This window comes from Methylobacterium mesophilicum SR1.6/6 (assembly GCF_000364445.2).
GTDB classification, from domain to species: Bacteria; Pseudomonadota; Alphaproteobacteria; order Rhizobiales; family Beijerinckiaceae; genus Methylobacterium; species Methylobacterium mesophilicum_A.
The window spans coordinates 4,028,094-4,049,762 of record NZ_CP043538.1 but is presented as its reverse complement, the minus strand read 5'-3'; the positions used below and the strand labels follow the sequence as shown (position 1 = coordinate 4,049,762).

Genomic DNA, 21,669 nt, shown 5'->3' with positions numbered 1-21,669 from the left:
ATCGCGAGCGCTGTGCAGCGACCCAGGTCAGAGCGACGCTGCTGGATTGCTTCGCTCCGCTCGCACAGACGGCGGACCGATCTGATCCACCGGAAACGGTATCACCCCTGCACCATCAGCCGATCGCGCGCCTTCAGCGCCGGAAAGAGCTTCCCCCAGAGCAGAGCTACGCCGATCGTCGCCGCGCCGCCCGCTACCACCGCCGGGACGGCCCCGATCGCGGCGGCCAGCAGGCCGGACTCGAATTCGCCGAGCTCGTTGGACGCGCCGATGAACACCGTGTTCACCGCCGAGACCCGGCCGCGCATGGCGTCCGGCGTTTCGCCCTGCACGAAGGTCTGGCGGACGTAGACCGAGATCATGTCGGCGGCGCCCGTCACGAACAGGCAGGCCATCGACAGGGGCAGCGAGGTCGACAATCCGAAGGCGACCGTGGCGGCGCCGAACACCGCGGCGGCCCGGAGCATGCGCAGACCCGCATGGCGCCGGAGGGGGTAGTTCGCGAGCAGCACCGCCATGGCCACGGCCCCGAAGGCCGGCATGCTCCGCAGGGCGCCGAGGCCGAGCGGCCCGACATGCAGGACCTCGCCGGCGTAGATCGGCAGCAGCGCCGTCGCACCCCCGAGGAGGACGGTGAACAGGTCGAGGCTGATCGCGCCGAGCACCACCGGTTGCGAGCGGATGTAATCGATCCCGGCCGAAAGCGCCGCCCAGGTGATCGGCGGCCGCTCGCTCACCGGAGCGGGCCGGAAGCGGATCAGCACCGTGAGCCCGCTTGCCAGGGCGAAGCTCCCCGCGGCTCCGCCGAACACCACGGCGGGTCCGAGGGCGTAGAGGAAGCCGCCAAGGGCCGGTCCCATCACGGACGCGCTCTGCCAGAGCGACGCGTTCCACGCGATGGCGGAGCTGAACTGCGGGCCCGGGACCAGGGTCGGCAGCAGCGCCTGCAAGGCCGGATTGGCGAAGGCGCGCGCGGTGCCGACCACGATCACCAAGGCGTAGATCGGCCAGACGGACTGCAGGCCCGACAGCGCGCAGGCGAGAAGGCCGAAGCTCGCCGCACTCTGGAGGGCGAAGGCCGCGGCCCCGACGAGGCGGCGGTCGTAGGCATCCGCCACATGGCCGGTGATCAGCGCGCAGAGGATCGCCGGCAGGAAGCCCGCAAGACCCACGAGGCCCAGCGCCAGGGCGGAATGGGTCAGATCGTAGACGAACCAGCCGATCGCCACGGCCTGCATCTGGTAGGCGAGGCCCGTCAGGAAGCGGGCTGCGCCGAACAGGCGGAAGTCGCCGATGCCGAAGACGGCCCAGCCGGAACGATCATGCGCGGACATGGACCCCTGCTGCGCGGCAGCGGCTCAAGAATCAAGTGCGCTGGCGCGGCACCGGCGAGCCTTGATCCCGCTCAGACTCGTAACGCTCCTGATTCCGGCGCGGGAGCGGGACGAGCTCGCCCGGCGGCCGGGCTTCCGGTCGCGGCGGCAGGACGGGCTGCCTGTTCGGGTCGATCGGGAAGGTGCAGGTCACGCAGGTGCCGTCGCCCGGCGCCGTCTCCAGCAGGATCCGGCCGCCGTGCAGTTCCACGAAGGAGCGCACGATCGACAGGCCGAGGCCGACGCCGCGATGGCGCGTGCCGAGGGTGTGGCTCTCGAAGCGGTTGAAGACCGAGTCGGCGATCTCCGGCGGCATGCCGCGGCCATGGTCGCGCACGCTCAGGAGAAGCTCCTGTGCGGTCCGGCGGGCCTGGACTTCCACGCGCTGCCCGGCCTCCGAGAAGCCCACGGCGTTCGAGAGCAGGTTGAACAGGATCTGGCGGACGCGTTTTCCGTCGGCGTGGACGCTGCCGATATCCTCGGGGACGTCGAGGGCCAGGGTGATGTTCGACTCGGCCAGCCGGTCCTCGATGCCGCGCACGGCCGCCTCGATGGTGGCCTGGACGTCGACGTCCTCGCGCTGCAGCTCCAGCGAGCCGGCGTCGATCGAGGCGAGATCCAGGATGTCGTTGATGATGACGAGGAGCGCCGCCGACGAGCGCATGATGTGGTCGGAGTATTCGCGCTGCCGCTCGTTGAGGGCACCGACCGTCTCGTCGCCCAGGAGCTGCGTGAACCCGATGATGTTCGTGAGCGGCGAGCGCAGCTCATAGGAGACGTGGTGGACGAAGGTGTCGCGCAGCTGGGCCGCCTTCTCCAGCGCGTCGTTCTTCTCGGTGAGGGCCCGCTCGACGTTTACGCTGGCGGTGATGTCGATCAGGGTGAGGAGCGTCGCGCCCTCGGGCAGCGGCTGCGCGGCGCAGTCGAGCACGGTGCCGTCCACCACTTCCAGCCGGCAGGACCGGGCGGTGCGGGATTCCAGGCCGACGACCGCGTCGCGGATGTCGATCCAGGGTTCGTCGGCCGGCGCGAGTTCCCGGCAGGCCGCGATCACGGCATCGACGTGGGGCCGTTCGTCCACCAGGGCCGCGTCGAGCCGCCATACGGTGCAGAAGGCGCGGTTGGCGAGGGTCAGGCGTCCGTCGGCCCCGAAGACCGCGACCGGTTCGGCCAGGGTGTCGAGGGTCTCGGCCTGAAGGCGGCGCAGGGCGTTGTAGCGCGATTCGGCGTTCAGGTGGTCCGAGACGTCGTCGAACAGGTAGGTCAAGCCGCCCTGCGGGTTCGGATCCGCGACCACGCGCAGCGTCCGTCCGTCGGGCAGGTACCACCAGCTCTGGTTCGCCTCGGCGGCGCGGTAGGCGGCCAGCACGCTCTGCTTCCAGCCGCGGAAATCCGCCTGCTCCTCGAGCTTCCGCTCCGCCCGAAGGTGGTCGAGGATCTCGCCGTCGGAGGGGCGGCTGTCGAGGAACGCCTGATCGAGGTCCCAGAGCTGGCGGTAGGCGGCGTTGTGGAAGATCAGCCGCTGCGAGACGTCGAACATCGCCACCGCGGTGGGCAGCTGGTCCAGGGTGCGGACGTTCGCGTTCATCTGACGCTGCAGGTCGGCGCGGACGCTCTCCAGTTCGGAGACGTCGATCGCGATGCCGACCCGGCCGCTGTCGAGGCTCGTCTCGAACACGTCGAGCATGCGCCGGCTGCCGGCCACGATGGCGGAGAGGCGCGGGACGCTGCGGGTCAGTCCGGCCGAGCGGGCCGCCTCCTCGCGGGCGATGGATTCCCGCGCCGGGCGATCGAACAGCTCCAGCCCGGCATCGAGGGCGGCCTCGCGGCTTCCCGCCTCCACGGCGGCCACGTAGGCGGCGTTGACCCAGCTCAGGCCGCCCTCGCGGGTGCGTCGCCAGACAGGCTGCGGGATCGCGTCGAGCAGGCTCGAGAGGGCCGAGAGACCGCGGCGGGTCTCGTCCAGGGTCGCGCGCAGGTCGGCGATCTCGCAGCGTTCCTGGCTGGTCTCGCGCATCCGCAGCAGCGCGCGGCCGGCCACGGCCTGTCCCTGCGCCTCGATGCTCCGGCCGGTCTGGGTCGTGAGGCTCAAGGCGAAGCTGGTGCCGCGCGTCCGCAGGGTGTCGACGGCGGCCTCGACCGCGGTGGCGTCGGCCGCGAGCAACCACGTGCCGAAGGCGAGGACGCGGCGCGCGTAGCCCGAGGTGGGCCGCTCGCCGTGGATCGCGAGGCTGATGTCGCCTTCCACGACCGGCTCGCTGCGCTGGTCCCAGGTCACGATGATCTGCCGCTCGGCATTGAGCAGCATCTCGGCGCGGTCATGGGCGCCGCGCAGGACGTCGAGGGCCGCGGCCAGCTCGCGCTCGCGGCGTGTCCAGCGCCCGCGCTCGTAGAGGTGGAGGAGCGACAGGATCACCGCGAAGACGACGAGGCCGCCGAACACGGCCAGCGCCGCCACACTGTGGATCTCCCGGCCCGGATAGGCGGCCGCGCCCTGGGGCAGCTCGGCCAGGGCCGCACTCGCCAGGGTGAGGGCGATCACACCAACGCCGATACGAACGTGCGTCGCACGACCGACACCCATGGTTTGCCCCGCCCCCCGGACATCGACGGCGACGCGAGCGGCGCGCGTCATCACGCGGCGCACGGCGCATCGTCCACGCGGAGGTCGCTCCCAACCGCCGCGGTCCCCTCGATCAAAGATTCGCCTGCACTCTAACGTGTGGCGGATTCGCGCCGGAAGGGGAACGAAGCGTGGCTTTGCGCCCGCGGCGCATAATCACCCGTTAACGACACACAGAAGACACAGTTCGATCGCGCGTCGGCGGCTTGACAACGAGAGAGGCCCGGCGCAGCGCGCCGGGCCTCGGATCACGTCTGGGTTGTAGGCCTTCGGAGGGCGCCGACACGCCCTCCCGGGGCCGCCTCAGTAGCGGTAGTGCTCGGGCTTGAACGGGCCGTTCTCGCCGACGCCAATATAGGCGGCCTGATCCGGGCGCAGCTTCGACAGCTTCACGCCGATCTTCTCCAAATGCAGGGCCGCGACCTTCTCGTCGAGCGCCTTCGGCAGGGTGTAGACCTGCTTCTGGTACTTGCCCGGATTGGTCCAGAGCTCGATCTGGGCCAGCGTCTGGTTGGTGAACGAGGCCGACATCACGAAGGACGGGTGACCCGTCGCGTTGCCGAGGTTCACGAGGCGCCCCTCCGACAGGAGGATGATGCGATGGCCGTCCGCGAAGGTGATCTCGTCCACCTGGGGCTTGATGTTCGACCACTTGAGGTTCTTCAGGCCGGCAACCTGAATCTCGTTGTCGAAGTGCCCGATGTTGCAGACGATCGCCCGGTCCTTCATCGCCCGCATATGGTCGAGGGTGATGATGTCCTTGTTGCCCGTGGCGGTGACGAAGATGTCGGCGCGCGGGGCCGCGTCCTCCATCGTCACGACCTCGTAGCCCTCCATGGCGGCCTGGAGCGCGCAGATCGGGTCGATCTCCGACACGAGCACGCGGCAACCGGCGTTGCGCAGGGACGCGGCCGAGCCCTTGCCCACGTCGCCGAAGCCCGCGACCATGGCGACCTTGCCGGCCATCATCACGTCGGTGCCGCGGCGGATGCCGTCGACCAGCGACTCCTTGCAGCCGTAGAGGTTGTCGAACTTCGACTTGGTGACCGAATCGTTCACGTTGATCGCCGGGAAGAGCAGCTTGCCCTCCTTGGCCAGCACGTAGAGGCGGTGGACGCCCGTGGTGGTCTCCTCGGAGACGCCCTTGATGCTGTCGGCGAGGCCGGCGAACCAGCCCTTCGGCTTCTCGGCGAGCTTCTTCTTGAGGAGTGCGAAGAAGATCTCCTCCTCCTCGCTCTCCGGCTTGTCGAGGAAGGCCGTGTCGCCGTTCTCGGCGCGCAGGCCGAGATGGACGAACATGGTGGCGTCGCCGCCGTCGTCGAGGATCATGTTCGGCATGCCACCGTCATGCCAATCGAACAGGCGCGAGGTGTAGTCCCAGTAATCTTCTAGGGTCTCGCCCTTCACGGCGAAGACCGGAATGCCGGCGGCCGCGATGGCGGCGGCGGCATGGTCCTGGGTCGAGTAGATGTTGCACGAGACCCAGCGGATGTCGGCGCCGAGTGCCTTCAGGGTCTCGATCAGCACGGCGGTCTGGATCGTCATGTGGAGCGAGCCGGCGATCTTGGCGCCCTTAAGGGGCTGCGCCGCGCCGTACTCCTCGCGGACCGCCATCAGGCCCGGCATCTCCGTCTCGGCGATCGAGATCTCCTTGCGGCCGTAATCGGCCAGCCCGATGTCCTTGACGATGTAATCCTTGGCCATGTGTCGGCGGCTCCGTGTTGGCGTTGCGGTTCGGCGCGAGCCTCTACCACTTCGCCGGCCCCGAAGCAATCAAGACATAAAGATGTCTTTATGCGTTCCGATCAGCGGAGCGGCCGGGGTCACCGGCCGCCCTCTCGCGGAACTGCGCCGCCGGGCGCTCAGCGTGTCGGCCGGGCCAGCCAGCCCAGGCCGAAGGCGACGGCGGCCACGAGGGCGAGCGTCGTCCCGCGGTTCTCGTCGGCGCGCGCCGCGAGATGGCGCCCATGATGGATCGCCCGGTCACGGTAATGCTGGCCGCGCTCGATCGCCTCGTCGGCCAGGGCATGGCCGCGCTCGCTGGCATCGCGGAACCGGGCGCGCCCCTCCTCGACGAGGTGCTCGCCGCCCTGGCGCAGATCGCGGACCGTGTCGCGGGCCTCGCCGTAGGCGTATTGCGCTGCACCGGCGGCCTGATCGTAGGCGCCGTCGAACTGATCCCCGGGGCGGCCGCGGACGGCACCCGCCGCCGTCTTGGCACGTCCCCGGAGGTGGCGAAGCCCGCCCTCGAGATGATCTCTGTTCATGATGTCCCTCCGATCCGGGGCGCACGCCGCAAGGGTGCTTCGCCCGTGTCGGGTCGGAACGAGGGCGGAAGGCTCCGGTTCCGTGCGGCGTGCCGGCCGGGCCTCAAGTTTCTGTGCGCCGCTCCGCAAGACCTCGGGCCGACGCTCAGCCTCTTGCGTGGGGCGGCCCCGTGTCGTGCCGCGCGCAGGCAAGTCCGTTCCGCGAGCACCGGGCTTGCTACGGCGCGCGTTCTCTCCGGAGGACTCAGGCGGTCATCGGCATGGACCTGCCGAGCACTTTGATCGCGCCCGGATAGTCTCGCGACGCCCTCAGATCTCGATCTCGGTGCCGACCTCTACCACCTGCCGGGTCGGCACGCCGAAGAAGGCGCCGGTGCGCTCGGCGTTGCGCTGCATGAAGGCGAACAGGTTCTCGCGCCAGGGCGCCATCCCGCGCTTGTCCTTCTTGGGGATGATCGTCTCGTGCCCGACGAACACGGTCATGTCGTCGAGCACGTGCGGCGGCAGGTGCCGGGACTCGACCGCGCGGGAGAGCCCCTCCGGGATCGAGGCCTCCTCCATGAAACCGTAGCGGAGGATCACCCGGTAGAAGTCCGGCGCCAGGATGGTCACGTGGGCGCGCCGCTCCCGCGGGACGCTGGGCGTCTCCTCGTAGAGCGCCGTGATGATCAGGATGCGCTCCATCAGGGCGTGGTTGCGCTCCACGAAGCGCGAGAGGTGCAGCGGGATCCCGTGCTCCGCCGCCGACAGGAAGGCCGCCGTGCCGGGCAGGCGCAGGAGGTCGCGGTGCTGGAGGCCGGAGAGGAACACGTCCTCCGAGAGCCGCAGGGCGACCCGCGCCTCCTCGACCAGCTCGTTGCCCTTCTTCCAGGTCAGCATCATCAGCGCGACGAGGCCGGCAAGGACCAGGGGAAACCAGCCGCCCTCCAGGATCTTGACGCTGTTTGCGGCGAGGAACACCGCGTCGATCATGAGGAAGACGCCGTTCACAGCGACCACGAGAACGGGATTGTAGCCCCAGCGCAGGGCGATCAGGGCCGCGAGCAGCGTCGTGATGCCCATCAGCATCGACACCGCGATGCCGTAGGCGCCCGCCAGGGCGTCGGACGAGCCGAACATGACGACTGCCACCAAAGTCGCGGCGGCAAGCAGCCAGTTCACCATCGGCACGTAGATCTGGCCGCGCTCCTCGCGCGCCGTCTGGACGATGCGCATCGCCGGGAGGAAGCCGAGCTGCACCGATTGCTGCGTCAGCGAGAACACGCCCGAGATGATCGCCTGCGACGCGATGATCGTGGCCAGGGTGGCCAGGGCGATGAGCGGCAGGTGTGCCCAATCAGGGCACAGGTGGAAGAACGGGTTCTCCAGCGCGTCGGGCTCGGCAAGCAGCAGCGCGCCCTGGCCGAAATAGTTGAGCACCAGCGCCGGCAGCACCAGCGCGAACCAGGCCGCGCGGATCGGCAGGGCGCCGAAATGGCCGAGATCGGCGTACATCGCCTCGCCGCCCGTCACCGCCAGGAACGCCGCGCCCAGCATCGCGAAGCTCACGTGCACACCGGCGTGCAGCATGAAATCGACGGCCCGGAGCGGGTTGGCGGCCGCGAGGATCCCGGGGCTGCCGACGATGCCGCCGACGCCCAGCAGGGCGAGCACCACGAACCAGACCAGCATGACGGGGCCGAAGACGCGGCCGATGGCGGCCACGCCCTTGTGCTGCACGAGGAACAGCCCGATCAGGATCACCAGCGTGATCGGCACCACGTAGGGTCCGAGCGCCGGCGCATCGACCTTCAGGCCCTCGATCGCCGACAGAACCGAGATCGCCGGCGTGATCGCCCCGTCCCCGTAGAGCAGCGCCGCGCCCACAAGGCCCACCACCAGCAGCAGCGCCTTCCACGTGCCCGGACGCGCCTGCCGCGCCCCGAGCAGCGCCAGCATGGCCACGATGCCGCCCTCGCCGCGGTTGTCGGCGCGCAGGATCAGCACCGCGTATTTCAGCGACACGATCAGGATCAGCGACCACAGGATCAGCGACACCGCGCCCGTGGCCGCCGCCGGCACCGAGGCGCCCCCGCTGGTCGCCGCCTTCACCGCCTCCTTGAACGCGTAGAGCGGGCTCGTGCCGATGTCGCCGTACACCACACCCAGCGCACCCAGGATCAGGCCGGCTTTCAGCCGGCCGTGGGCCGGCTCGGTCTCCCCCGCCTCGACCGGGGGATTCGCCGCGGGGGCTATAGACTGGCTCATCGCACGGTTCCCGCAGGCATCCCGCCGGAATCTCGGCAGTTCGGCACCGTTCGACAGGTAGCGGCTTCGGCGACGCCGTCCAGCGAGGACGTTGTTCACAACGCGAAGACCGTGATCCCAGGGTGTGGATACCGAATCTGCGCGATGCCTTGCCGAACCCACCTGCCGGATCGGAATCGTCCGTTCAGGAATCGATCAGGGCCGCAAGCCGCTCCGGGCAGGCTTCGCCGCGCTTCAGGCAGAAGACCGGTGCACCGGCGTGCCGGGCGATCGACGCGGCCACGGTTCCGACCGGCGCGGGAGCGCCGACGCTCTCGCTCACCACCACGGCGAGCAGCGGAACGTCGTACCGGCGCAGGGTCTCGCAGGCGGTCAGCGCGTGGCTGATCGCGCCGAGGTAGCTGCCGGTCACCAGGAGAGCCGGCACCGACAGGGCCTTGAGCCAGTCCAGACCTGTCGCCGCCGCGGTGACCGGGCTCATCAGGCCGCCCACGCCCTCGATCAGCAGCGTCCCCGGCGTGCCGGCGATCTGCGACCGGCACCAGCCGATGAGGTCGTCGAGGTCCAGGGACCGGCCCTCGAGCACGGCCGCCTGATCGGGCGAGAGCGGTGCAGAGAAACGCCAGGGTGAGCAGCCCTCCACGGCCTCGGCATCGAGGACGAGGTCCTGCGCGTCCAGGAGGCGCGCCGTGTCGCTCTCGGCAAAGCCCGGGTCGTGCAGCGGCGGGACGCCGCTCGCCAGCGGCTTCAGCGTCCGGACCGTCCGGCCGCCTGCCCGCAGGCAGCGGGTCAGGGCCGCGGTGACGTAGGTCTTGCCGATCTCCGTGCCGGCGCCGGCGATGAAGACCGTCCGCGCGGGCATGGCGGCGTCAGGCCTGCAGGCTGCCGTGGCAGTGCTTGTACTTCTTGCCCGAGCCGCAGGGGCACGGCTCGTTGCGGCCGACGCGGCCCCAGGTTGCGGTGTCGGTCGGATCACGCTCCAGCACGGCGCCGTCCGCCGCGAGGCCCTGGGCAGCGTAGCCGTAAGCGGGGCCGCCACCGCCATCGCTGCCCGAGCCGCGCCCGGCATAATCCATCTCGTTCTCGCCGGTGACCGGGTCGAGGTGCTGGGCGAACATCGGCGGCAGCTCCGGGCCACCCGGCGGATACTCGTCCTGCTGCTCCTGCATCACGATCTCGACGCGCGAGAGCTGCGCGGTGACCTGCTCGCGCAGGGCGGTCACGAGCCCGTTGAACAGGTCGAAGGCCTCGGACTTGTACTCGTTCAGCGGGTCCCGCTGGGCAAAGCCGCGCCAGCCGATCACCTGCCGGAGGTGATCCAGCGTCACGAGGTGCTCGCGCCAGAGATGGTCCAGGGTCTGGAGCAGGACCTGCTTCTCGATATAGGCGGTGATCTCGGCGCCGTTTTTCTCGGTCCGCTCGGCGTAGGCCGCATCGGCCGCCTTGAGCAGGCGCTCGCGCATCTCCTCGTCGGCGATGCCCTCTTCCTTGGCCCAGTCCTCCACCGGCACGTCGAGGTTCAGGACCTCCTTCACCTGCTCGCGCAGGCCGGCCACGTCCCACTGCTCGGCGTAGGCGTTCTCGGGGATGTGGCGGGCCACGAGGTCGTCGATCACGCCCTCGCGCATCTCGTCCACGGTCTCGCGGACGCTGTCCTGACCCATGAAGTCGCGGCGCTGCTCGAAGACGACCTTGCGCTGGTCGTTCATGACGTTGTCGTACTTGAGCACGTTCTTGCGCATGTCGAAGTTGCGCGCCTCGACCTTCTGCTGCGCCTTCTCGATCGCCTTGTTGATCCAAGGGTGGATGATCGCCTCGCCCTGCTCCAGGCCGAGCTTCTGCAGCATCCCGTCCATGCGGTCGGAGCCGAAGATCCGCATCAGGTCGTCCTGAAGCGACAGGTAGAACTTCGAGCGGCCGGGATCGCCCTGGCGACCGGAACGGCCGCGGAGCTGGTTGTCGATCCGTCGCGATTCGTGGCGCTCGGTGCCGATGATGTAGAGCCCGCCTGGCAGGTCCTTCTTGCGGCCCGCCGCCGGATCGGCCGGCTCGCCCGAGGCCAGCACCTTGGTGCGGTTCTCCGCGATCTCGGCCTTGATCGCCTCGATGGCCGCGTCGCGTTCCGGGCCGTCGGCGAGATGGCCGAGCTCCTTCTCGATCCGCATCTCGAGGTTGCCGCCGAGTTTGATGTCGGTGCCGCGGCCGGCCATATTGGTGGCGATGGTGATCGCGCCGGGCACGCCGGCTTCGGCCACGATGTAGGCCTCCTGCTCGTGGAAGCGGGCGTTCAGCACGGCGAAGCGCTTGGTCACCCGGCCCTCGCGGGCGGCGGCGTAGACGTCGGTCAGCGCGTTGGGATCCGAATAGTCGAGCAGGCTGTAGCCGTGCTTCTTCAGGAGTTCCGCGAGCAACTCCGACTTCTCGATCGAGCCGGTGCCGACCAGGATCGGCTGGTGGCGGGCATGCGCCTTGTCGATCTCGGCGATAATCCCGGCGTACTTCTCCTCGACCGTGCGGTAGACCTCGTCGTCCTCGTCGACGCGCTCGACCTCCTTGTTAGTCGGGATGTCCACCACGTCGAGCTTGTAGATCTCGGCGAACTCGTCGGCCTCCGTGGAGGCCGTGCCGGTCATGCCGGCGAGCGTCTTGTAGAGGCGGAAATAGTTCTGGAAGGTGATCGAGGCGAGCGTCTGGTTCTCGGGCTGGATCGTGACCCGCTCCTTGGCTTCCAGAGCCTGATGCAGACCCTCCGAGTAGCGCCGGCCCTGCATCATGCGGCCGGTGAACTCGTCAATGATCACCACCTCGTCGTTCTTGACGATGTAGTCCTTGTCTCGGGTGAACAGCGTGTGGGCGCGCAGGGCCTGGTTCACGTGGTGGACCAGCGTGACGTTGTGTGCGTCGTAGAGGTCCCCCTCCTTGAGGAGGCCGGCCTCGCGCATCGCCTCCTCGACGAACTCGTTACCGTCCTCGGTGAGCGAGACGGTGCGCTGCTTCTCGTCGAGGTCGTAGTGCTCGCGCACCAGCCGGGGCATCAGCGCATCGACCGACACGTAGAGTTCCGAGCGGTCGTCCACCGGCCCCGAGATGATCAGCGGCGTGCGGGCCTCGTCGATCAGGATTGAATCGACCTCGTCGACGATGGCGTAGTTGTGCCCCCGCTGGGTCAGCTGGGACATCTCGTACTTCATGTTGTCCCGCAGGTAGTCGAAGCCGTACTCGTTGTTGGTACCGTAGGTGATGTCGCACGCGTAGGCGTCCTTGCGCTGCGCGTCGTCGAGCCCGTGCACGATGGTGCCGACCGAGAGGCCCAGGAATCGGTAGACCCGGCCCATCCATTCCGCGTCGCGGGATGCCAGATAGTCGTTCACCGTAACGACGTGGACGCCCTTGCCCTCCAGGGCGTTGAGGTAGACCGGCAGCGTCGCCACCAGGGTCTTGCCCTCGCCGGTCTTCATCTCGGAGATGCCGCCTTCGTGCAGCACCATGCCGCCGATGAGCTGGACATCGAAGTGACGCTGGCCGAGCACGCGCTTGGCCGCCTCGCGCACCGTGGCGAAGGCGGGGACGAGGATGTCGTCGAGGCTCTTGCCGCTCGCAAGTTCCGCCTTCAGCATGTCGGTGCGGGCGCGAAGGGCCTCATCCGACAGCGCCTGGATCTCCGGTTCCAGCGCGTTGATCTGAGCGACGCGCGGGCGGTAGCCCTTGACGCGCCGGTCGTTCGAGGAGCCGAAAATCTTCTTGGCGAAAGAGCCGAGCATCGTTGACCTGCGGACGCGCGAGCCCGCCCACGGGTGATCGTGGCGGGCCGGCCTGGGCGGAGTTGGCCGGGCTTATAGAGGTAAACATCGGCCGGCGCACCTGTAAGGGGCAGCCCTCAACGCGCTTGGGTCCGGTCACGGTTCCGGCATCGTCGGAACGGCCGCGCTTGCCTTCTCGCGCAACGCGGGCCACCTGTGCCGCGGCCAGCCGCCCGGCCCGCACCTGGGCGGATCAGAGACAAGAGCCGAGGACTTCGCCCGCATGCCGAACACCGCCCTCCTCCGGCGCGCCAGCGCGCTCGCCGTCATGATCGCGATGCCGGGATTCGCGCTGGCGCAGGCGCCCCAGAAGGCTCCGGTCCAAGCCACGACGCCCGCGGCGAACACGCCCGCCGTCGCGGCCGGACCGGACTCGGTGGCGGCCAGCGTCAACGGCAAGCCGATCACGCAGGGCGACCTCGCCATCGCGGCCGACGACCCGGCCCTGTCGCTGCCAGGCGTCGACGAGGCGCAGAAGAAGAACCTGCTCGTCGACTACATGGTCGACCTGCGGGTCGGCGCGCAGGCGGCCGAGGCCGCCAAGGTCGGCGACACCCCGGAGTTCAAGCGCAAGCTCGCCTATTTCCGCGACAAGCTTTTGCTCGATGACTACCTCGAGCAGGAGGCCAAGCGCGCCGTCACTCCCGAGGCCGAGCACGCGATCTACGATCAGACCGTCAAGCTGATGAAGCCGGAGGAGGAGGTGCACGCCCGCCACATCCTCGTGGACAACGAGGCCGAGGCCAAGAAGATCGCGGCCCGCATCAAGGGCGGCGAGGATTTCGCCAAGGTCGCGGCCGAGACCTCGAAGGATCCGGGCTCGAAGGCCGAGGGCGGGGATCTCGGCTGGTTCACCAAGGAGCGGATGGTGCCGGACTTCGCCACCGCCGCCTTCGCGATGAAGCCCGGCCAGGTCTCCGACCCGATCAAGACGCAGTTCGGCTGGCACGTCATCAGGGTCGAGGAGAAGCGGACGAAGCCGCAGCCGACCTTCGACGAATTGAAGGAGCAGATCGACCAGCACCTGATCCGCAAGGCGCAGCAGGACATGATCCTGAAGCTGCGCTCGGAGGCGAAGATCGAGCGCACCGACGCGCCCGCCGAGGCGGCGCAGCCGGCGCAGGAACCGAAGAAGCCGTAGCTGGTGCATCGGGGCGCGTCATCGACGGATGCCGCCCCTCTCCCATCGGGACCGCAGCCCTTCTCCGGACACCAGAGACGGACGTTAAGGGTGATCCGGAATCCGGCACCTTGAGCGCCGCGAACGCGCCGCCGCTTGCACGGGATAGACGCGTCCCGACCTTTCGTGCTGGATCCCGGATCGCATCCCGCTGACGGTGCAAGCGCCCGGGAAAGGGTTGATCGGGCAGCGTGCCCGAGCATCCCGCCCGCACAGTTGCGAACGGGTCACCTCTGAGGCCGGATGCCGGTCGGTCGGCCCCTTCAATACGGTCGATCAGGCACGAGGTAGCTCGACTGCGCCGGCGCGGGTTGCGGCGTGATCCCGTGGGCGGCGAGTTCCGCTGTGCGGCGGCCCTCCGCGATCCAGTCGAGCGCCACGATCAGGATCCACGGACACGCGATGCCGATGAAGAACGCCATGAGATCATCCTCCCGCGCCGGATCGAGGGAGCCGCCCGGCTTAGGAAAATAATAGGCGGGCCGGGCCGCGCTGCAAGCGGCATCCCGGCCGGGATCTCAGATCCAGCCCTGAAGCTCGCGGCGCACGACGTGCTCGATCACCCGCATGCCGAGGTCGCTGTCGTTCAGACAGGGAATGTAGGCGAAGCGCTCGCCGCCGTTCTCCTCGAAATAGTGCCGGTTCTCGCCGTCGAGCTCCTCGAGGGTCTCCAGGCAATCCGCCGTGAAGCCCGGGGCGACGATCGCCATCCGCTTCACCCCCGACTTCGCGAGCTCCATCACCGTCTCGTCGGTGTAGGGCTTCAGCCACTCCTCGTTGCCGAAGCGCGACTGGAAGGTGACCCGCATCTTGTCCGGCTGCAGGCCGAGCGCCTCGCGGATCAGACGCCCGGTCTTGTGGCACTGGCAATGGTACGGGTCGCCCTTGAGCAGGTAGCTCCGCGGCACGCCGTGGAACGAGGTCAGGATCACCTCCGGCTCGAAGTCGAGCTTGGCCAGACCTTCGCGGATCGAATCGGCCATGGCGGCGATGTAGACCGGGTCGTCGTGGTAAGGCGGCGAGACCCGCACCGTCGGCTGCCAGCGCATGTCCATCAGGGCGCGGAAGGCCTGATCACAGGCCGTGGCCGAGGTGGCGGCGGCGTATTGCGGGTAGAGCGGCACCAGCAGTATGCGATCGCAGCCCTGGTCGAGCAGCGCCTGAATCCGGCCGGCGACCTCGGGCTTGCCGTAGCGCATCGCCCAATCGACCACGACCGAATCGCCCATGGCCGCCTGGAGGCGGTCGCACTGGCCGCGGGTGATGGTCTTGAGCGGTCCCTCGTTCAACGCATTGTTCCAGACGCTCGCGTAGTCGCGACCCTTCGGCCCGGGGCGCTTCGTCAGGATGATCAGATTGAGGAGCGGCCACCAGATCAGCCGCGGCACCTCGATGACCCGCCGGTCCGACAGGAACTCCTTGAGGTACCGGCGCATGGGCCAGTAGCTCGTGCACTCCGGCGTGCCGAGGTTCATCAGCAGCACGCCGACACGGCCCCACGCGACCTTTGGGTGGTCGCCCGGCAGGGTGTCGGCCGCGGGCTTGAGCGGAGCGAGGGGCCGGCCATTCGCCAGCGCGGCGGGTTCGACGCGTTCGTTCATGGCAGCGTTCCGGCGCCGCGCGCCGAGTCCTTCCTCTGGCTTCAGATATCCGGGGGCCGGCGCACGCGCTTGGGCCTTGACCGGAGGCTTACCCCTGTCGGTGCGCTTCCATGTAGGGTGCGATGCCGCCCCGCGAAGACCGGACGCGACATGCCGCACCGCGGTCAGCCGAACACGCGACCCCTGTCCCTAATCACGGGCGGCGGCGGGCCGCAACCACGGCCGCTCTGCCGCTGCCACGACGCTGCTATGAGGCTGCTCCGGCGCCGCCTATCTCGGTCCGGGATCAGACCGCGAGACCCGATGACCGCCACCCCCGTCGCCGACGCACTCTCCGCCTTCCGCGCCTCCGGATCGCCCTGGCTCGCGCTGCCGTTCTTCGGGGGTGGGCAGGCCGATGCCGTGGCGGCGCGCGTCGACGCGCGGCTGGCGGCCGGTGCCCGCGTCCTGCCCGCGCCGGACCGGATCTTCCGCGCCCTCATCGAGACGCCCCTCCCCGCCGTACGCGCGGTGATCCTCGGTCAGGATCCCTATCCGACCCCGGGCGATGCCAACGGTCTCGCCTTCTCCTTCGTAGGATCCGGCCGCCTGCCCGCCTCGCTGAAGGTGATCCTGGCGGAAGCTGGGTCCGACCGGGCGGCGGGCGGTGACCTGACCGCCTGGGCGCGGCAGGGCGTGCTGCTCCTCAACAGCGCGCTCACCGTTGAGGCTGGCAAGGCGGGGGCGCATCTGCGCTACGGCTGGGCGGCGCTCACCGACGAGGCAGTCGCGGCGGTCTCTGCCCGGCCCGAACCCGCGGTGTTCCTGCTCTGGGGCGCCCAGGCCCGTGCCCGGGCAGCCCTCATCGATACGAGCCGCCACGGCGTGTTCGAGAGCGGTCACCCATCGCCGCTCAACCGCGCCCGGGATTTCCCGGGTTCGGATCCGTTCGGCCGGGCGAACCGCTGGCTCGCCGAGCACGGCGTCCGGCCGATCGACTGGCGCCTCGGCTAGACCCGGCGGTTCTTCACTGCGGCTTGGCATTGTCCGCGGGCTTTGCCGGGGCGCCATCCTGGCTCGCCGGCAGGAGCACATTCTTGGCCACCGTGCCCTCCGGCCCGTACTCGCCGGCCACCGCGATGCAGGCTTGGTCGCGGTTCTGCGCCATCTGGTTCGACATCAGCGTGAACATGGTCTGGACGCGGTTGCCGAAGGGGCCGCGCGGCTGAACATCCCCGATCTGGACGTTCTGCTTCGCGAGCAGCGCCTCGAACTGGTCGCTGCCGATCCGGTAGCCGCAGACGTTCGACGCGGCGAAGATGTAGGCGGCGAATTCCAGGGCGCGAGGGGCCGGCGCATTGCGGATCTGCGCCTGCGCCGGCAGGGCTGCGAGAATCAGGGCGGCAGAGAGAGCGACGTGGCGCATGCGCGGCAATTTCCTCGGTAGCGGGCAGTCACTGTCGGATTGCCTCGAACCGGCGGGAGATAGGCCGGTGTGAACCGCGTGCCAATGCGACCGAATTTGCCTGCAAACCGCGGTCCGCCGTTCACAAGCCGTTGGCCATAGCCGAAATCCTGGGCCGCCTGAGCGTCGAAATCGCGCCTGCGTTCCGCGCGCGGGCCAAGGTGAGACAGAGTGTTAACCCGCCCGCGTCACGCCAGGGACGAAGGTTTGTCCAGATCCAGGCGGTCTGCATCGCATGTACGGCGTCAATTCCTCCGTCAAATCTCCTCCGGCCTCCGTGTCACGGGAGATCGCCCAGCGCGTGCGGGGCGTCCTCACCGACCGACGGACCGGCGCGGCTGCGGCCACTCCGGCGATCTGTCCGCATCGCGTCGCCCGCTGGGCCTGCGGCGAGGGCCTGGGCGCCGGCACCGCTGTGGCGCTGCTGGTGCGGGACCTCGGACAGGCGGAGGCGATTCGCCTCGGACTCACTCGGATCGGCCTGCGCGTCGCGTGTCTCGACGGCGATCGCCGCGGCGCGGGGCTGGCCGAGAGCCTTGCCCTCTCCGGAGCGACGGTGGTCATCGTCGACACCGCCCTGGCCGAGGCTTATGCCGGGGCCATGGGCCGGCTCGTCACCTATCCGGCCGTGTGGTGGAACGGGCCCGGTGCGGACTTCGCCAGCCTCGACTTCGCCCTGGCCGAGCAGGAGTGAGACTGCCCTCCAGGCAGGGCTACCACTTCAGCCACGCGTCGAGCGCCTCGTAGCGGGCGGGATCGTCCGGGCAGAGGCCGCCACCGCATTCCGCCGCCGTAGAGGCGGCGTTGGCGAGGACGATGAGGACGAACAGCGCGAGGCAGGCCTTCCCGAAGGTTCCGCCGTCGTGCGCCAGCTGCGTTTCCGGCCGCACGCCGTCCTGCATCAGGAGGAGCAGGCCGACCACCGCGATCAGCGCCACGAAGGCGATGAGCGCGAGGGTGTAGAAATGAAGCCCCAGAAGCGTTGAGCCGTAGCCGCCGGTCCTGGGGACGATGTGCAGGGCGACCTGCCGGCTCGCCAGGACGATGCCGACCAGGGAACTCAAAATCGCCACGCCGTAGTGCGACGGCCGCGGTCCGAACCGGACGCTCAGCGCGAACCCGAGACCCGAGGCCGCGAATGCGGCGCGCTGGAGCAGGCAGAGCGGACAGGGCAGCTCGCCCAGCACGAATTGATAGCTGAACGCCACGAGGAGGATCGCGCAGCAGCCGAGCAGGCCGAGGGCGTTGAGCGTGCGCGCGTGAAGGGCCGCCATGACCTGCGTCCGTTCAGAAGTCGAGGTTGAGGGCCGAGGTGGCGTGCGCGGCGAACAGCGCGAGGGTGCCGATCAGCGAGACGAGCCAGAGGCCGATGGCGAGGCCGCGGCGACCCGCAAGGATCGCGGCGCCGCCCGCCGCCAGGCCGACGAATGGCAGGACCATCATGGATATCCCCTTCCCCTGCGCACGGCGAGCCGGGCACCCGCGCCGACTTGCTCGCTTGAGGATTTAAGCTTTCGTGAAGCTGGCGCGGCCCCGGACGGCATCGCTGCCGACCGGCCCGCATGTTACCGTCCTCTGAGAGACCGGTCCCGCAGCGTGGACGGGCCGGCGCCGGGAAAGGACCCATGATCGCAGCCCCAGCGGCCGTCCCGGATGTCTTGCCCGACCCGGCCGCCCCGATCCTGCTCCGAAGCGACGACGGCGGGGTTGCGACCCTCACCCTGAACCGTCCGGAGGCGCGAAACGCCCTGTCGATGGCGCTGATGAACGCCCTCCAGGAGCAGCTTGACGCCATCCGGCAGGATCCGGGCGTGCGCGTCGTGATCCTGCGTGGGGCCGGTCCGGCCTTCTGCGCCGGACACGACCTCAAGGAGATGCGCGCGGACCCGTCCCGCGCGGCGACCGAGGCGGTGTTCCGCACCTGCGCGCGTCTCATGCTGAGCCTGACACGCCTGCCGCAGCCGGTGATCGCCCGGGTCCACGGGATCGCGACCGCGGCCGGCTGCCAGCTCGTGGCCACCTGCGACCTGGCGATCTGCGCCGAGTCCGCGCGCTTCGCCACCCCGGGCGTGCAGATCGGCCTGTTCTGCTCGACCCCGATGGTCGCCCTGTCGCGGGCCGTGTCGCGCAAGGCCGCCCTGGAGATGCTGCTGGTCGGCGAGCCGATCGAGGCCGCCGAGGCCCTGCGGATCGGCCTCGTGAACCGCGTCGTGCCCGAGGCGGAACTCGATGCCGCGGTGGGCGCCCTCGCGGTCCGCATCGCCGGGAAGGCGCGGCGCGTCCTGGCGATCGGCAAGGAGGCCTTCGGCCGGCAGATCGAGATGGGCCTGGAGGAGGCCTACGGCTACACAGCCGAGGTGATGACCCGGAACATGATGATGGCCGACGCGCAGGAGGGAATCGACGCGTTCCTGGGCAAGCGCCCGCCCCGCTGGGAGCCGTGAGGCTTCCGGCTCTGACGCGATAGGACGCAGGCTCAAGCCGCCGGCTCGCGTAGGTTATGGCGTCGTCCTGCCCTAAGATGGAGGCTTCGTCCGATCCCGCCGGATATGGCACCCCTTGCGGAACGGCTGATGAGCACCATTGACCTGTTCGGTCTGACCGTAGCCTTCTACGGCGCCATGCCGCCGCGCCGGCCGCAGCGCCCGGACCGCAATGGCGCCACCTGGGCGGCCGCCGTCGTGTTCGGCGGCGTCTGCCTCGCCACGATGGGGCCGATGATCACCATCTGGAGCTTCCACCGGCCCTACGCTGAGGCTAAGGCGCGCTGCATCGAGTCCGGCGGCCGGGTTCTCTATGCGGCGCTCGACGGTAGCGGCCCCTATCGCTGCGAGCGCCCGGCCAGCGTCGCGGCGGCGCGCCCGCTCAAGGCGGCGGATTAATCCGCGACGCCGCATCGATGTCGGGTATATCCGGCGCGCGCCTGACGCCAACCGGATGCCGAGACCTTGGAAAACGCGCTCCTTCGATGGGTCCAGTCGACCGCCCTGCTGCGGTCGGACGTCGAGGCTCTCATCGGCTTCGTGCTGGCCGTCGGCGTCACCCTGCATGCTCTGCTGCGCAAGCGTCGGGTCAGCGTGGCGGTGGGCTGGATCGGCCTCGCATGGCTGTCGCCGATCTTCGGCACCGCGCTCTACCTGACCTTCGGCATCAACCGCGTCTCGCGCCGCGCGAGGCGGCTACGGACCAAGCCCTCCGACGCGACGCAGCTGCCCGACACCGACGACGCCGTGGTGCCGGAAGCGCTCTGGCCCCTCGACCGTGCGATCCGGCGGATCACCGGCCTGCCGGCCTTCCAGGGCAATACCGTGCGGATGTTCCGCAACGGCGACGCGGCCTATCCGGTCATGCTGGAGGCGATCCGGGCGGCGCGGACGAGCATCGCTCTGTCGAGCTACATCTTCCGGAACGATGCCACCGGCGGCGAATTCTGCGATGCCTTGGTCGACGCCCAGGGCCGGGGCGTGCAGGTCCGGGTCATCATCGACGGCATCGGCGGCGGCTATTTCCGGGCGCCCGTCTACCGCCGCCTGACCGCCGCCGGGGTGCCGGCTGCCCTGTTCATGCACTCCGCCCTGCCCTGGCGGATGCCGTTCCTCAACCTGCGCTCGCACAAGAAGCTGCTGATCCTCGACGGGCGCGTGGCGTTCACCGGCGGCCTCAACATCTCGCATCCGAATCGTGTCGCCCTGAAGCCCGAGCATCCGATCCGCGACACCCATTTCCGGCTGACCGGGCCCGTCGTCGAGCAGCTCGCCGCCGCCTTCGCGGCCGACTGGGCCTTCGTGGCCGGCGAGAACCTCGACGGCCCGCCCTGGTTCGTCGATCTGGAGCCGGATGGACCCAGCGTCGCCCGGGCGGTCACATCTGGTCCCGATGCGGACGTGGAGAAGATCGAGCAGGTCATCCTGCAGGCGCTCGCCTGCGCGCGCCGGTCGGTCCGGTTCGTGACGCCCTACTTCCTGCCCGACGAGCTGGTGACCGGGGCGCTGGCCCAGGCCGCGACGCGCGGCATCACGGTCGACGTCGTCGTCCCGCGGGTCAGCGACCATCCCTTCATCGACTGGGCGGCGCGGGCCCATCTCGACCCGCTGCTCCGGGCGGGCGTGCGGGTCTGGCTCGACGAGCCACCGTTCGATCATTCGAAGGCGATGGTGGTCGACGACATCTGGTGCTTCGTCGGTAGCGCCAACTGGGACATGCGCAGCTTCCGCCTCAACTTCGAGCTGAACGTCGAGATCATCGACGCGGAGCTGGCGGCCGAGCTCGATCGCTTCATCCGCGGCAAGATGCAGGCGCGGCTCAGCCGGGAGGACGTCGCCGCGCGCGCGCTGCCGGTCCGTTTGCGCGACGCAGGCGTGCGACTGCTGCTGCCATACCTTTGAAGCGCCCGGGGGCGTGCGCCTCCGGGGCCGGCCCGAGATGGACGACGATCGGCCGGTGATCGGACGGGCCTCGCGGGAGCACCGCGTGATCGTGACAGATCAGGCCGCGGGCGAGACAGCGGTCGAGCCGCAGAGGGAGCACGTCCACCATCGCGTGGGTCGGCCGGCGCGGGCCGACATCCCGGAATCCCGGGATCAGCGCGGGGCCGACGATGTTGTAGTCGCCGAGAACCGCGGCGCGGGCCGGCAATTCGCCGACGATGCGGCGGAGCTGGCGCCGGTTCAGCATCTGCCCGTGGGACAGGTGGACGTTGGCGACGCCGAACTCCCCGAGGTCGAGGATCTGGCAGACCCGGTGCACGAGCGCCCCGGAGGGCAGCGCGATCACCCGGGGCGGTGCCGGCCAGGGCTTCGGGCTCCACATGGCCAGTCCGTGGATGCGCCCGGGTAGCGGCGCCCAGGCGTAATGGCCGCCGATCCGGTCCAGCAGGAAGCCGATGGCCCGGGTCGCCTCCTGCATCAGCAGCAGGTCGGGCTTCTCCTGTGCGACGAGGGCGGCCACGTCGTCCACGGCGGCGCCGGTGCGCCGCAGAAGGTTCCAGCTCACGATCTTGAAGGGCTCGGACGAGCGGTCGGCGGGCGGGACGGGCGGGCTGACGGCGGGCGCAGGGCCGGGGCGAACCGGACGGGCAGCGATGGTCATCGGGCGGGACTCGTACCTCACCGGGCGGCTCACCCGCCACCGCCAC

The 21,669-nt window shown here is 69.7% G+C and carries 19 protein-coding genes; 6 read left to right on the top strand and 13 right to left on the bottom strand.

What is annotated here, in order from left to right:
- Nucleotides 1-101: 101 nt before the first annotated feature.
- The 7 genes from MMSR116_RS19400 to secA form a co-directional block, all read right to left on the bottom strand.
- Entirely contained in the window at nt 102-1,334 is a 1,233-nt protein-coding gene (locus MMSR116_RS19400) for an MFS transporter (RefSeq protein WP_010685905.1), read from the bottom strand.
- A gap of 31 nt (nt 1,335-1,365) precedes the next feature.
- On the bottom strand, nt 1,366-3,957 hold the full coding sequence (locus MMSR116_RS19395) for a sensor histidine kinase (RefSeq protein ID WP_010685906.1): 2,592 nt from the start codon (nt 3,955-3,957) through the stop codon (nt 1,366-1,368).
- Between the two features lie 342 nt (nt 3,958-4,299).
- On the bottom strand, nt 4,300-5,700 hold the full coding sequence (gene ahcY, locus MMSR116_RS19390; protein ID WP_010685907.1) for an adenosylhomocysteinase: 1,401 nt from the start codon (nt 5,698-5,700) through the stop codon (nt 4,300-4,302).
- 158 nt (nt 5,701-5,858) lie between these two features.
- On the bottom strand, nt 5,859-6,263 hold the full coding sequence (locus MMSR116_RS19385; RefSeq protein ID WP_039894195.1) for a hypothetical protein: 405 nt from the start codon (nt 6,261-6,263) through the stop codon (nt 5,859-5,861).
- Between the two features lie 309 nt (nt 6,264-6,572).
- Nucleotides 6,573-8,510: a potassium transporter Kup gene (locus MMSR116_RS19380; protein WP_010685909.1), complete on the bottom strand. Its 1,938-nt coding sequence runs from the start codon at nt 8,508-8,510 to the stop codon at nt 6,573-6,575.
- 184 nt (nt 8,511-8,694) lie between these two features.
- The gene (bioD, locus tag MMSR116_RS19375; RefSeq protein WP_010685910.1) at nt 8,695-9,372 is read right to left on the bottom strand and encodes a dethiobiotin synthase; all 678 of its coding nucleotides are present in this window, start codon (nt 9,370-9,372) and stop codon (nt 8,695-8,697) included.
- 7 nt (nt 9,373-9,379) lie between these two features.
- A complete protein-coding gene (secA, locus tag MMSR116_RS19370) occupies nt 9,380-12,271 on the bottom strand; it encodes a preprotein translocase subunit SecA (protein ID WP_010685911.1) in 2,892 nt (963 codons plus the stop codon).
- A gap of 262 nt (nt 12,272-12,533) precedes the next feature.
- On the opposite strand from secA, the gene MMSR116_RS19365 reads away from it, so the two are divergent.
- Nucleotides 12,534-13,451: a peptidylprolyl isomerase gene (locus MMSR116_RS19365; RefSeq protein ID WP_010685912.1), complete on the top strand. Its 918-nt coding sequence runs from the start codon at nt 12,534-12,536 to the stop codon at nt 13,449-13,451.
- 302 nt (nt 13,452-13,753) lie between these two features.
- On the opposite strand, the gene MMSR116_RS31415 is transcribed toward MMSR116_RS19365, so the two are convergent.
- Nucleotides 13,754-13,912 (bottom strand): hypothetical protein, encoded by a 159-nt coding sequence (locus tag MMSR116_RS31415; RefSeq protein WP_010685913.1) that lies wholly within the window; start codon nt 13,910-13,912, stop codon nt 13,754-13,756.
- A gap of 96 nt (nt 13,913-14,008) precedes the next feature.
- The gene (hemH, locus tag MMSR116_RS19360; RefSeq protein ID WP_010685914.1) at nt 14,009-15,091 is read right to left on the bottom strand and encodes a ferrochelatase; all 1,083 of its coding nucleotides are present in this window, start codon (nt 15,089-15,091) and stop codon (nt 14,009-14,011) included.
- A 303-nt stretch (nt 15,092-15,394) separates the two neighbouring features.
- Here hemH and MMSR116_RS19355 point away from each other — a divergent pair, with 303 nt between their 5' ends.
- Nucleotides 15,395-16,084 carry a uracil-DNA glycosylase gene (locus MMSR116_RS19355; RefSeq protein ID WP_010685915.1) on the top strand — a complete coding sequence of 230 codons (690 nt, stop codon included), beginning with the start codon at nt 15,395-15,397 and terminating at the stop codon, nt 16,082-16,084.
- Between the two features lie 13 nt (nt 16,085-16,097).
- Here the strand turns inward: MMSR116_RS19355 and MMSR116_RS19350 are convergent, their stop codons facing one another.
- A complete protein-coding gene (locus MMSR116_RS19350; protein ID WP_010685916.1) occupies nt 16,098-16,496 on the bottom strand; it encodes a hypothetical protein in 399 nt (132 codons plus the stop codon).
- 340 nt (nt 16,497-16,836) lie between these two features.
- On the opposite strand from MMSR116_RS19350, the gene MMSR116_RS19345 reads away from it, so the two are divergent.
- Nucleotides 16,837-17,229: an AMP-dependent synthetase gene (locus MMSR116_RS19345; protein WP_244625493.1), complete on the top strand. Its 393-nt coding sequence runs from the start codon at nt 16,837-16,839 to the stop codon at nt 17,227-17,229.
- A 19-nt stretch (nt 17,230-17,248) separates the two neighbouring features.
- On the opposite strand, the gene MMSR116_RS19340 is transcribed toward MMSR116_RS19345, so the two are convergent.
- Both MMSR116_RS19340 and MMSR116_RS31410 read right to left on the bottom strand, forming a co-directional pair.
- A complete protein-coding gene (locus MMSR116_RS19340; RefSeq protein WP_010685918.1) occupies nt 17,249-17,809 on the bottom strand; it encodes a disulfide bond formation protein B in 561 nt (186 codons plus the stop codon).
- Nucleotides 17,810-17,822: 13 nt separating this feature from the next.
- Nucleotides 17,823-17,978: a DUF5993 family protein gene (locus MMSR116_RS31410; RefSeq protein WP_039894198.1), complete on the bottom strand. Its 156-nt coding sequence runs from the start codon at nt 17,976-17,978 to the stop codon at nt 17,823-17,825.
- Between the two features lie 182 nt (nt 17,979-18,160).
- Here MMSR116_RS31410 and MMSR116_RS19335 point away from each other — a divergent pair, with 182 nt between their 5' ends.
- The 3 genes from MMSR116_RS19335 to MMSR116_RS19325 all read left to right on the top strand — a co-directional run bounded on the left by MMSR116_RS19335 (nt 18,161) and on the right by MMSR116_RS19325 (nt 20,920).
- The gene (locus MMSR116_RS19335; RefSeq protein ID WP_010685920.1) at nt 18,161-18,979 is read left to right on the top strand and encodes an enoyl-CoA hydratase; all 819 of its coding nucleotides are present in this window, start codon (nt 18,161-18,163) and stop codon (nt 18,977-18,979) included.
- A gap of 129 nt (nt 18,980-19,108) precedes the next feature.
- Nucleotides 19,109-19,417 carry a hypothetical protein gene (locus tag MMSR116_RS19330; protein ID WP_010685921.1) on the top strand — a complete coding sequence of 103 codons (309 nt, stop codon included), beginning with the start codon at nt 19,109-19,111 and terminating at the stop codon, nt 19,415-19,417.
- Between the two features lie 66 nt (nt 19,418-19,483).
- Nucleotides 19,484-20,920, top strand: a complete 1,437-nt coding sequence (locus MMSR116_RS19325) for a phospholipase D-like domain-containing protein (RefSeq protein WP_010685922.1) — start codon at nt 19,484-19,486, stop codon at nt 20,918-20,920.
- Here MMSR116_RS19325 and MMSR116_RS19320 read toward each other — a convergent pair.
- Nucleotides 20,838-21,623, bottom strand: a complete 786-nt coding sequence (locus tag MMSR116_RS19320) for an endonuclease/exonuclease/phosphatase family protein (RefSeq protein ID WP_010685923.1) — start codon at nt 21,621-21,623, stop codon at nt 20,838-20,840. The genes MMSR116_RS19325 and MMSR116_RS19320 overlap by 83 nt on opposite strands.
- Nucleotides 21,624-21,669 lie beyond the last annotated feature (46 nt).

What these genes read in the sequence shown, in the direction of transcription:
- MMSR116_RS19400 (WP_010685905.1), bottom strand. Translation starts at nt 1,334, where the DNA reads ATGTCCGCGCATGATCGTTCCGGCTGGGCCGTCTTCGGCATCGGCGAC.
- MMSR116_RS19395 (WP_010685906.1), bottom strand. Translation starts at nt 3,957, where the DNA reads ATGGGTGTCGGTCGTGCGACGCACGTTCGTATCGGCGTTGGTGTGATC.
- ahcY (WP_010685907.1), bottom strand. Translation starts at nt 5,700, where the DNA reads ATGGCCAAGGATTACATCGTCAAGGACATCGGGCTGGCCGATTACGGC.
- MMSR116_RS19385 (WP_039894195.1), bottom strand. Translation starts at nt 6,263, where the DNA reads ATGAACAGAGATCATCTCGAGGGCGGGCTTCGCCACCTCCGGGGACGT.
- MMSR116_RS19380 (WP_010685909.1), bottom strand. Translation starts at nt 8,510, where the DNA reads ATGAGCCAGTCTATAGCCCCCGCGGCGAATCCCCCGGTCGAGGCGGGG.
- bioD (WP_010685910.1), bottom strand. Translation starts at nt 9,372, where the DNA reads ATGCCCGCGCGGACGGTCTTCATCGCCGGCGCCGGCACGGAGATCGGC.
- secA (WP_010685911.1), bottom strand. Translation starts at nt 12,271, where the DNA reads ATGCTCGGCTCTTTCGCCAAGAAGATTTTCGGCTCCTCGAACGACCGG.
- MMSR116_RS19365 (WP_010685912.1), top strand. Translation starts at nt 12,534, where the DNA reads ATGCCGAACACCGCCCTCCTCCGGCGCGCCAGCGCGCTCGCCGTCATG.
- MMSR116_RS31415 (WP_010685913.1), bottom strand. Translation starts at nt 13,912, where the DNA reads ATGGCGTTCTTCATCGGCATCGCGTGTCCGTGGATCCTGATCGTGGCG.
- hemH (WP_010685914.1), bottom strand. Translation starts at nt 15,091, where the DNA reads ATGAACGAACGCGTCGAACCCGCCGCGCTGGCGAATGGCCGGCCCCTC.
- MMSR116_RS19355 (WP_010685915.1), top strand. Translation starts at nt 15,395, where the DNA reads ATGACCGCCACCCCCGTCGCCGACGCACTCTCCGCCTTCCGCGCCTCC.
- MMSR116_RS19350 (WP_010685916.1), bottom strand. Translation starts at nt 16,496, where the DNA reads ATGCGCCACGTCGCTCTCTCTGCCGCCCTGATTCTCGCAGCCCTGCCG.
- MMSR116_RS19340 (WP_010685918.1), bottom strand. Translation starts at nt 17,809, where the DNA reads ATGGCGGCCCTTCACGCGCGCACGCTCAACGCCCTCGGCCTGCTCGGC.
- MMSR116_RS31410 (WP_039894198.1), bottom strand. Translation starts at nt 17,978, where the DNA reads ATGATGGTCCTGCCATTCGTCGGCCTGGCGGCGGGCGGCGCCGCGATC.
- MMSR116_RS19335 (WP_010685920.1), top strand. Translation starts at nt 18,161, where the DNA reads ATGATCGCAGCCCCAGCGGCCGTCCCGGATGTCTTGCCCGACCCGGCC.
- MMSR116_RS19330 (WP_010685921.1), top strand. Translation starts at nt 19,109, where the DNA reads ATGAGCACCATTGACCTGTTCGGTCTGACCGTAGCCTTCTACGGCGCC.
- MMSR116_RS19320 (WP_010685923.1), bottom strand. Translation starts at nt 21,623, where the DNA reads ATGACCATCGCTGCCCGTCCGGTTCGCCCCGGCCCTGCGCCCGCCGTC.